Below are 8,969 nucleotides of genomic sequence, written 5' to 3'. Positions count from 1 at the left end.
GCTCCGTCGCGTCGAAGATTGCCTGCAGGAAGTTCTCGGCGTAGTTCTCTCGCGCGAAATGCGGGACCTTCTTGCGCAGGCCCGACGTGCCGGGCTTCTGGTCGTCGAAGGGCTTGGTCGCGACGGTGCGGATCATCAGGCGGGTTCCTGGAGAAGGCTTTGATAGAGATCGGCGTAGCGCCGTGCGCTGGCGGTCCAGGACACGTCGCTCGCCATGGCGGTGCGCTGCATGTCGCGCCACAGCGGCGCGTCGGCGTAGAGGGCAAGGAGACGCTGGACGCCCTCCATCAGCGCCTCGCGCGTGACAGGCGCGAAGATGATGCCGGTGGCGACGCCCGCCGTCTGCGCGGCGAAGTTGGCGTCGATCACGGTGTCGGCAAGGCCGCCGACGCGGCTGACGACCGGCAGGCAGCCGTAGCGCAGCGCATAGAGCTGGGTAAGGCCGCAGGGCTCGAAGCGCGAGGGAACGAGCAGCGCGTCGGCGCCCGCCTGCACCTTGTGCGACAGGACCTCGTCGTAGCCGATGCGAACGCCCATGCGGCCCGCATGGCGGGCGCTCGCCGACAGGAAGGCGCCCTCCAGCATCCGGTCGCCCGAGCCGACGACCGCAAGGCGGCAGCCGGCCGCGACGATGTCGTCACAGCTCTCGGCGAGAATATCGAGGCCCTTCTGCCAGGTCAGGCGGCTGACGACGGCCAGAAGCGGCGTGTCGTCCTCCTCCAGCGCGAACTCGGCTTCGAGCGCCCGCTTGTTGATGACGCGGCGGAACAGCGCGTCGCGGTCGAAGGTCGCGGCTACATGCGGGTCGGCGTTCGGGTTCCAGGTCTCGACGTCGATGCCGTTGACGATGCCCGACAGGCGGTCCTCGCGGCCGCGCAGCAGGCCGTCGAGGCCCATGCCGCCCTCGGCGGTCAGGATCTCGCGCGCGTAGTTCGGGCTGACCGTGGTGATCCGGTCGCTGGCCCTGAGGCCGCCTTTCAGGAAGCCGACCGAGCCGTAGTACTCGACGCCGTCGACGCCCCAGGCCGTCGCGGGCAGGCCGAGCTCGGGAAAGATCGTCTGCGGGAAGGCGCCCTGGAAGGCGAGGTTGTGGATGGTGATGACCGTGCGGGGACGATCGGCCCCCGCCGCCTCGAGATAGACGGGCGCGAGCGCCGCCTGCCAGTCGTGCGCGTGGACGATGTCGGGCCGGTAGCCCGGCACGAGGCCGGTGCCGATCAGCGCCGCCGCGCGGCCGAGCGCGGCAAAGCGCGCCCAGTTGTCGGGGTGGTCGTAGCCCGTCGCTCCGACATAGGGGCCGCCCGGACGGTCGTAGAGATGCGGCGCGTCGAGGACGAGCATCGAGAGCCCCGCGACGTCGGCGGCGAGGATGCGCGCCGGCCCGCCGAAGAGATCGTCGATCGCGGCGACCGTTTCGGCGCCCTCGATCTGGGCGAGGACGGCGGGATAGGCGGGCATCAGCGTCGTCACGTCGATGCCGATCGCGCCGAGCGCCAGCGGCAGCGCGCCCGCCACGTCGGCGAGCCCGCCCGTCTTGATCAGCGGAAAGACCTCCGACGCGACGGAGAGGACCGTGGTCATCCCTGGCTGAGCCGGTCGATCATCGACTGCGTGACGAGGCAGACGCCGCCGGCCGAGCGCCGGAAGCGGCTGGCGTCGAGCTCGGGATCCTCGCCGATCACCAGCCCGTCCGGAATGTGGACGCCCCGGTCGAGGATGGCGCGCGTGACGCGCGCGCCGCGCCCGATATGGCAGTGCGGCAGCACCACGGCCTCGTTCAGCACGGAATAGGAGTTCTGGCGCACGCCCGTGAACAGGAGCGAGCGGTGCAGCGAGCCGCCGGAGATGATGCAGTCGCCCGAGACGAGCGAGGAGATCGCCATGCCGCGGCGCCCGTCCTCGTCGTGGACGAACTTGGCCGGCGGGGTCACGTCGGCATAGGTCCAGATCGGCCAGTCGCGGTCGTAGATGTCGAGCTGCGGCACGACGTCGGTGAGGTCGATATTGGCCTGCCAGTAGGCGTCGACCGTGCCGACGTCCCGCCAGTAGGAGCCGTACTCGGCCTCCGAGCGCACCACCGAGGAGGAGAAGGTGTGAGCGTAGGCGGTGCCGTGCTTGACGACGTAGGGCACGATGTCGTGGCCGAAGTCGCGGCTGGAATTGGGGTCGGCCGCATCGCGCCGCAATTGCTCGGCGAGGAACTTGGTGTTGAAGACGTAGATGCCCATCGAGGCGAGCGCCGTGTCCGGACGGCCCGGGATCGAGGGGGGATCGGCCGGCTTCTCGACGAAGGCGGTGATCTGGTTCTTCTCGTCGACATGCATGACGCCGAAGGCGACGGCCTCCATGCGCGGCACCTCGAGGCAGCCGATCGTCACGTCGGCGCCGGTGTCGACATGCTGCTGCAGCATGATCTCGTAGTCCATCTTGTAGACGTGGTCGCCTGCAAGGATCACGATGTATTCGGGCGCGTAGGCCTCGATGATGTCGATGTTCTGGTACACCGCGTCGGCGGTGCCGGCGTACCACTGGTCCTCCGACACGCGCTGCGAGGCGGGCAGGACGTCGAAGCTCTCGTTGCGGCCCGGACGCAGGAAGTTCCAGCCCCGGTTGAGGTGGCGGATCAGCGAGTGCGCCTTGTACTGCGTGGCGACGCCGATGCGGCGGATGCCCGAATTGATGGCGTTCGAGAGGGCGAAATCGATGATGCGCGACTTGCCGCCGAAGTAGACGGCCGGCTTGGCGCGGTCGTCGGTCAGCTCCATCAGGCGCGATCCGCGCCCGCCGGCCAGCACATAGGCCATCGTGTCACGCGAGATCGGCCCCGCGCGCCGGTGATCTGCCATCCTCGTCTCCTCCTGCGCAGTTCCCCTCGCTCCCGCGCAAAGGGCATGCCGACTGCCAGTCTTCTTCGTTTCCAGCGTGGAAAGATAGAGCCGATGATCGCGCGGCAACTATCGGTCTGCGCCCTTTGCACAGAGATTTTGCACGGGCTGGGCGCCTTGCGCACGAAAAAAAGGAGGGCCGATGCGCGGCATCGGCCCTCCTGGTCAGACGGGACGGCAGATGGGCCGTCGTATCAGCGGGCGCCGGGGCCCGCCTTCCAGATGTCGCGCGCGTATTCGCGGATCGACCGGTCGGAGGAGAACCAGGACATGCGCGCCGTGTTGCGGGCGGCGAGCGCATTCCAGGCGCCCCGGTCCTTCCACAGGACATCGAGCTGACGCTGCTTGTCCCAGTAGGCGCGGAAGTCGGCGGCGATCATCCACCAGTCGCGGTCGCGGATCGAGTTCATCAGGTTGGCGTAGCGGCCGGGATCGCCCTGGCTGAAGACGCCGGCGGAGATGGAATCGATCGCCGAGCGCAGGAGCGGCTGGCTGTTGATCACTGCCTGGCCGCCGTGCCCCTCGGCGCGCATCCTCGCCACCTCGTCGGCCTTGAGGCCGAAGATGAAGATGTTGTCCTCGCCGATATGCTCCAGCATCTCGACGTTCGCGCCGTCGAGCGTGCCGATGGTGAGCGCGCCGTTGAGGGCGAACTTCATGTTGCCGGTGCCCGACGCCTCGAGGCCCGCGGTCGAGATCTGCTCCGAGAGGTCCGCCGCCGGCATGATGATCTCGGCGAGCGAGACGTTGTAGTTCGGGATGAAGACGACCTTCAGGAGCCCGCGCACCGTCGGGTCTGAGTTGACGACGCGCGCGACGTCGCCGGCCAGATGAATGATCTCCTTGGCCTGCACGTAGGAGGGAGCGGCCTTGCCGGCGAAGATCTTGACCCGCGGCGTCCAGTCGAGATGGGGCAGCGAGCGGATCTGCTCGTAGAGCGCCACCGTCTCGAGGATGTTGAGGAGCTGGCGCTTGTACTCGTGGATGCGCTTGACCTGGATGTCGAACATCGCGCCCGGATCGAGCGTGATCGCAAGGCGCTCCTGCACCAGCGTCGCGAGGCGCTCCTTGTTCTCGCGCTTCACCGCGGCGAAGCGCTCCTGGAACGCGGCGTCGTCCGCATGCGCGTCGAGCTTGGCGATCTCCTCGATATTGTCGCGGAAGCCCGGCCCGATGGTCTCGTCGAGCAGCTTCGACAGGCCGGGATTGGCCTGATGCAGCCAGCGGCGCGGCGTCACGCCGTTGGTCTTGTTCTCGATGCGCGAGGGATAGAGGCGATGCAGGTCGTGGAACACGGTCTGCTTCATCAGTTCGGTATGCAGCGCCGACACGCCGTTGACGGCATGGCTGCCGACGAAGGCGAGCTGGCCCATGCGCACGCGCCGTCCGTTGCCCTCGTCGATGAGCGAGATCGCCGAGATCGTGCGGTCGTCGAAGCCCTGGCCCTGCGTCGCCTCGCGAAGGACCCCCGCGTTGATCTGGTAGATGATCTGCATCTGGCGCGGCAGGAGTCGCTCGAAGAGGTGGATCGGCCACGTCTCCAGCGCTTCCGGCAGGAGCGTGTGGTTGGTGTAGGAGAAGGTCGCCCGCGTGATCGTCCAGGCCGCGTCCCATTCCATGCCGTGCACGTCGACGAGGAGGCGCATCAGCTCGGCGACCGACACCGCCGGGTGGGTGTCGTTCAGCTGGATCGCCACCTTGTCGGCAAGGTTGGTCAGGTCGTCGTACTGGGCGAGGTGGTGGCGGATGATGTCCTGCAGCGAGGCCGAGGAGAAGAAGAACTCCTGGCGCAGGCGCAGCTCCTGACCGGCCTGATGGGAATCGGCGGGGTAGAGGACGCGGGTGATCGCCTCCGCCTTGTTGGATTCCAGAAGCGCGCCGATGTGGTCGCCGGCGTTGAATGCGTCGAGCAGGATCGGGTCGAGCGACTGAGCCGACCAGAGGCGCAGCGTGTTGACGTGGTTGCCGCGCCAGCCGACCGCCGGCGTGTCGTAGGCGACCGCGAGCACGCGCTCGGCCGGACGCCAGACGAAACGGGTGCGCCCGTTCTCCTCGATCGAGGTGACCTTGCCGCCGAAGCCGATCTCGTAGGAGCTTTCGCGGCGCTCGAACTCCCACGGGTTGCCGTGCTTCAGCCAGGTCTCGGGCAGCTCGACCTGCGCGCTGTCGACGATCTCCTGGCGGAAGAAGCCGTGGACGTAGCGGATGCCGTAGCCGTAGCCGGGCACGCCGGTGGAGGCCATGGATTCCATGAAGCAGGCGGCAAGGCGTCCGAGGCCGCCGTTGCCGAGCGCGGCGTCCGGCTCCAGGAGCTCGACGAGGTCGAGTTCGACGTCGTAGCGCGCCAGCGCCTCGCGGATCGGGTCGGTGAGGCCGAGGTTCGAGATCGCGTCGCGCAGGAGGCGGCCGATCAGGAACTCCATCGACAGGTAGCAGACGCGCTTGGCCTGACTGCGGCGCGTCTCGATCGTCGAGTTGAACCAGTTGTCGATGATGCGGTCGCGCACCACGAGCGTCGTGGCCTCGAGCCAGTCGTGCAGGCGCGCGGCGCCGGTGGTCTTGCCAATCGAATAGGTGAGCTTCTCCACGATCTCCTTGGCGATCGTGTCGGCATCGTTCAGCCGGGGCTGCGACTTGTCACCGGGCTCGAGACGATCCTGGCGAACGGCGAGGCTGGATGGCGTCATGGCGGGTCTCAGGTTCTCAAGGTGGCGATCGCGGACACGAGGCCCGCGGTGGAGGAATCGCGGCCGTCGGTCGAGGCTTCGCCTCGCACGACCGGCAGGAGGCCCGTCGCCAGCTCCTTGCCGAGTTCGACGCCCCACTGGTCGAAGGCGTTGATCCCGAAGAGCTGGGCCTCGACGAAGACGCGGTGCTCGTAGAGCGCGACGAGGCGGCCGAAGGCGAAGGGGGTGAGCTTGTCGTAGAGGATCGTCAGCGACGGACGGTCGCCGGAGAACTCGCGGTGCGGAGCGATGCGCTCGGCCTCGTCGGCCTGGCGGCCGGCGTCCAGAAGCTGCTGCCGGGCCTCCTCCAGCGTGCGGCCCTTCATCAGGGCCTCCGACTGGGCGAGGCAGTTGGCCAGAAGCAGGTCCTGGTGGACGCGCATCTCCGGGCTCGTCTCGTGCGCGTTGGCGCCGACGATGAACTCGACCGGGATGATGTCGGTGCCCTGGTGCAGGAGCTGGAAGAAGGCGTGCTGGCCGTTGGTGCCGGGCTCGCCCCAGACCACCGGCCCGGTCGCGGTCTCGACGCGGCGCCCGTCGAGGCCGACATGCTTGCCGTTCGATTCCATGTCGAGCTGCTGGAGATAGGCCGGCAGGCGGGCAAGGCGCTGATCGTAGGGGATGACGGCGCGGGTGCGGTGCTTCTGCGGCACGCGGTGCCACCAGCCGACGAGGCCGAGGATGAGGGGCAGGTTCTGCGTCGCCGGCGCCTCGCGGAAGTGGCGGTCCATGTCGCGCGCGCCGGCCAGGAACTCGCGGAAGCGCTCGGGCCCGATCGCGATCATCAGCGGCAGTCCGATCGCAGACCAGACGGAGTAGCGCCCGCCCACCCAGTCCCAGAAGCCGAATGTGCGGTCCTCGCCGATGCCGAAGGCGCCGACCTTGTCGAGCGCCGTCGAGACCGCGCAGAAATGGGCACCGACCGCGGCCTCGCCGAGCTTGCCGGCGACCCAGGCGCGCGCGGTCTGCGCGTTGGTCATCGTCTCGATGGTCGTGAAGGTCTTGGAGGCGACGATGAAGAGCGTCGTTGCCGGGTCGAGCCCCTCCAGCGTGTCCGCCATGTGAGCGCCGTCGATGTTCGACACGAAATGGGCGCGCGGGCCGTCGTGGTAGGGCGAGAGGGCGATCGCGGCCATGACGGGCCCGAGATCCGAGCCGCCGATGCCGATGTTGACGATGTCGGTGATCCGTTCGCCGGTCGCGCCCCGGATCGAGCCGTCGCGGACGCCGCCCGCAAAGCGCGCCATCGCGGCAAGCACCGCCTCGACCTCGGCGCCGACCGCCTGACCCTCGACCGCGAACCCGTCCTCGGGCCGGGCGCGCAGCGCCACGTGCAGCACGGCGCGGTTCTCGGTCGTGTTGATCCGGGCGCCCGAGAACATCGCGTCGCGGCGCTCGAGGACGCCGACCGTCTCGGCATAGGCGTGGAGAGCCGAAAGATCGTCAGCCGACAGCGCGGTCTTCGAGACGTCGAGGAGAAGGTCGTCGTGGCGGAACGAGAAATGGCGGAAACGATCGGCGTCGGCCGCAAAGAGGGACCGGATCCCCTTGGCCGCGGCGGCTTCGCCGCGGGCCTTCAGCTGGTCAAGGGATGCGTCGTTCGAAGACTGGTCGGTCACGAGCTCGGTCCATGGCTTCTGGGGGCGAGCCGGTGGGCTCGCGCTTGGGTGCCGAAGGATAGTGCGTTTTGCCGCAGTGCCCAACAGTTTCCCGAAAAGCCCGCGCCGAACCCGCCCACCGCTTCGTGCCCGAAGCCGGAGGATGCTAGCGCAAAGCCGTTACGCATTCGCCAATCGCGTCACGGCCGCGCGAGGACGCCTCGTCCTCAGGTCTTGAGGCCGGCGAGCTTCTCGATCGCATGGTCAAGCGTCTGCGATATCGGGTCGATGCCGTCGGCGCGGTTCTCGGCGTCGACGCGGCGTTTCCATTCGCCGAGGATCGAGCGCTTCTCGTGGCCGTCCAGGAACCCGTCCTCGACCACGGCCATCGGCGAATCGAACGACGTGCCGTCGTCGCGGTCGAACTTGGCGTGCTTCAGAGACTCGGTGCTCATGGGTCCACTCCTGCTGACAAATCCCTTTCGGGAAGACAGTCGGAAACGTGGAGCGCCCGGTCCCGGTTGCGCGCCTCAGTATTCCTTTTCGTAGAAGACGCCGACCTCGCCGCCGCCGTTCGCCGTCACCGCACCGCGGGCCTTGATGTCGGCCCCGAGCTCGAGGTCGATCGAGACGCGGCCGGTGGAATCGACGCCGACATAGGTGTTCTCGTTGATATAGCGGCCGACGCCGACCGAGGTCTTGCCGTCCGCCGTGGTCCGGATGTCGAGGTCGTCGACACTGAGCTGGGAGCGCAGGTTGTCGAGGAGGCCGGTCGAGCCGCCGACGCCCGACAGCTGGGCCGCGGCGGAGGCGAGCTGGGCGATCTGCAGGGGCGACAGGTCGGCCGTGCCCTGGCCGAAGATCAGCCGTGCCAGCACCTCGTCCTGCGGCAGGGCGGGGGAGGAGGTGAAGTTGAAGGCGGGATCGTTGGCCGGCCCGGTGATCGCGATGTAGACGGTGACCTCGCCCGTGTCGGAGGCGGCGAGGAAGTCCAGCGTCGGGACGAGCCCGTCGTCGAAGGTCAGCGTCGCGCGCTGGAAGTCGAGGCGGCGCGACAGGAGCTGGAAGCGCCCGCGCTGCAGCTCGAACCCGCCGCTGACCGCGATGTCGGAGATCGGTCCGGTGACGCGGATCGTGCCGCCGAGTTCGAGATCGAGACCCCGGCCGCGCACGAAGACGCGGTTCGGCGCGTTCAGCGTCACGTCGAGACGGATGCCGCCGCTCGCGCCCCCACCGCCCTTGCCCGGCGGGTCGATCTCGCGGATCTGCTGCTGCACGGCGGGCGGCGTGTTGCGGCGCTTCAGGTCGATCTCGGCGACCGAGCTCGGCAGGTTGTCCGGCACGAGGATCGCGATCTCCTGCGCGTTCACCGTGCCGGCGAGAAGCGCATTGCCGGTCAGCGGGCCGGTGAGGGTCAGCCCCGCGTCGAGGCGCACGGTGAAGAGTTCGCCGTCGCCGTAGCGACCGTCCGCGACCTGGATGCGCAGGTCGGCCGGGAAACCGGCGCCGATGCCGATCGTGCCCGCGACGCTGACGGTGCCGCCGGCGCCGAGCTGGGCCGTGACGCTGGTCAAGGTCGCGGTCTGACCGTTGAGCGAGACCTGCGCGTTGATGTTGTTCAAGGACAGGTTGGCGCCGGTGTCGACGAAGGACGCGCCGGCGGTGGAGACCGTGCCGGTGACGTTCGGTGCGGCGGCCGTGCCCTGCACGCGGGCATCCACCCGCACCGTGCCCTGCACCGAGCGGCCGCCCTCGGCGAG

At 68.8% G+C, this 8,969-nt stretch carries 6 protein-coding genes; all 6 read right to left on the bottom strand.

Features of this window, described 5'->3' with window-relative positions; translation table 11 throughout:
- Positions 1–135: 135 nt before the first annotated feature.
- Positions 136–1,581 carry a glycogen synthase GlgA gene (gene glgA, locus QZ753_RS02275; RefSeq protein ID WP_294640834.1) on the bottom strand — a complete coding sequence of 482 codons (1,446 nt, stop codon included), beginning with the start codon at positions 1,579–1,581 and terminating at the stop codon, positions 136–138.
- On the bottom strand, positions 1,578–2,846 hold the full coding sequence (glgC, locus tag QZ753_RS02270; RefSeq protein ID WP_294640832.1) for a glucose-1-phosphate adenylyltransferase: 1,269 nt from the start codon (positions 2,844–2,846) through the stop codon (positions 1,578–1,580). Before glgC ends, glgA begins: the two co-directional genes overlap by 4 nt.
- Before the next feature lie 233 nt (positions 2,847–3,079).
- A complete protein-coding gene (locus QZ753_RS02265) occupies positions 3,080–5,572 on the bottom strand; it encodes a glycogen/starch/alpha-glucan phosphorylase (protein ID WP_294640830.1) in 2,493 nt (830 codons plus the stop codon).
- 8 nt (positions 5,573–5,580) lie between these two features.
- On the bottom strand, positions 5,581–7,230 hold the full coding sequence (pgi, locus tag QZ753_RS02260) for a glucose-6-phosphate isomerase (protein WP_294640828.1): 1,650 nt from the start codon (positions 7,228–7,230) through the stop codon (positions 5,581–5,583).
- A gap of 206 nt (positions 7,231–7,436) precedes the next feature.
- Positions 7,437–7,664 (bottom strand): hypothetical protein, encoded by a 228-nt coding sequence (locus QZ753_RS02255; protein WP_294640825.1) that lies wholly within the window; start codon positions 7,662–7,664, stop codon positions 7,437–7,439.
- A 75-nt stretch (positions 7,665–7,739) separates the two neighbouring features.
- On the bottom strand, positions 7,740–8,969 hold a 1,230-nt coding region (locus tag QZ753_RS02250), incomplete at its 5' end, for a translocation/assembly module TamB domain-containing protein (protein WP_294640823.1).

The sequence above is a fragment of the uncultured Aureimonas sp. genome, from assembly GCF_913775355.1.
Lineage (GTDB): Bacteria > Pseudomonadota > Alphaproteobacteria > Rhizobiales > Rhizobiaceae > Aureimonas.
This window is presented reverse-complemented; position numbering and strand designations above follow the sequence as displayed.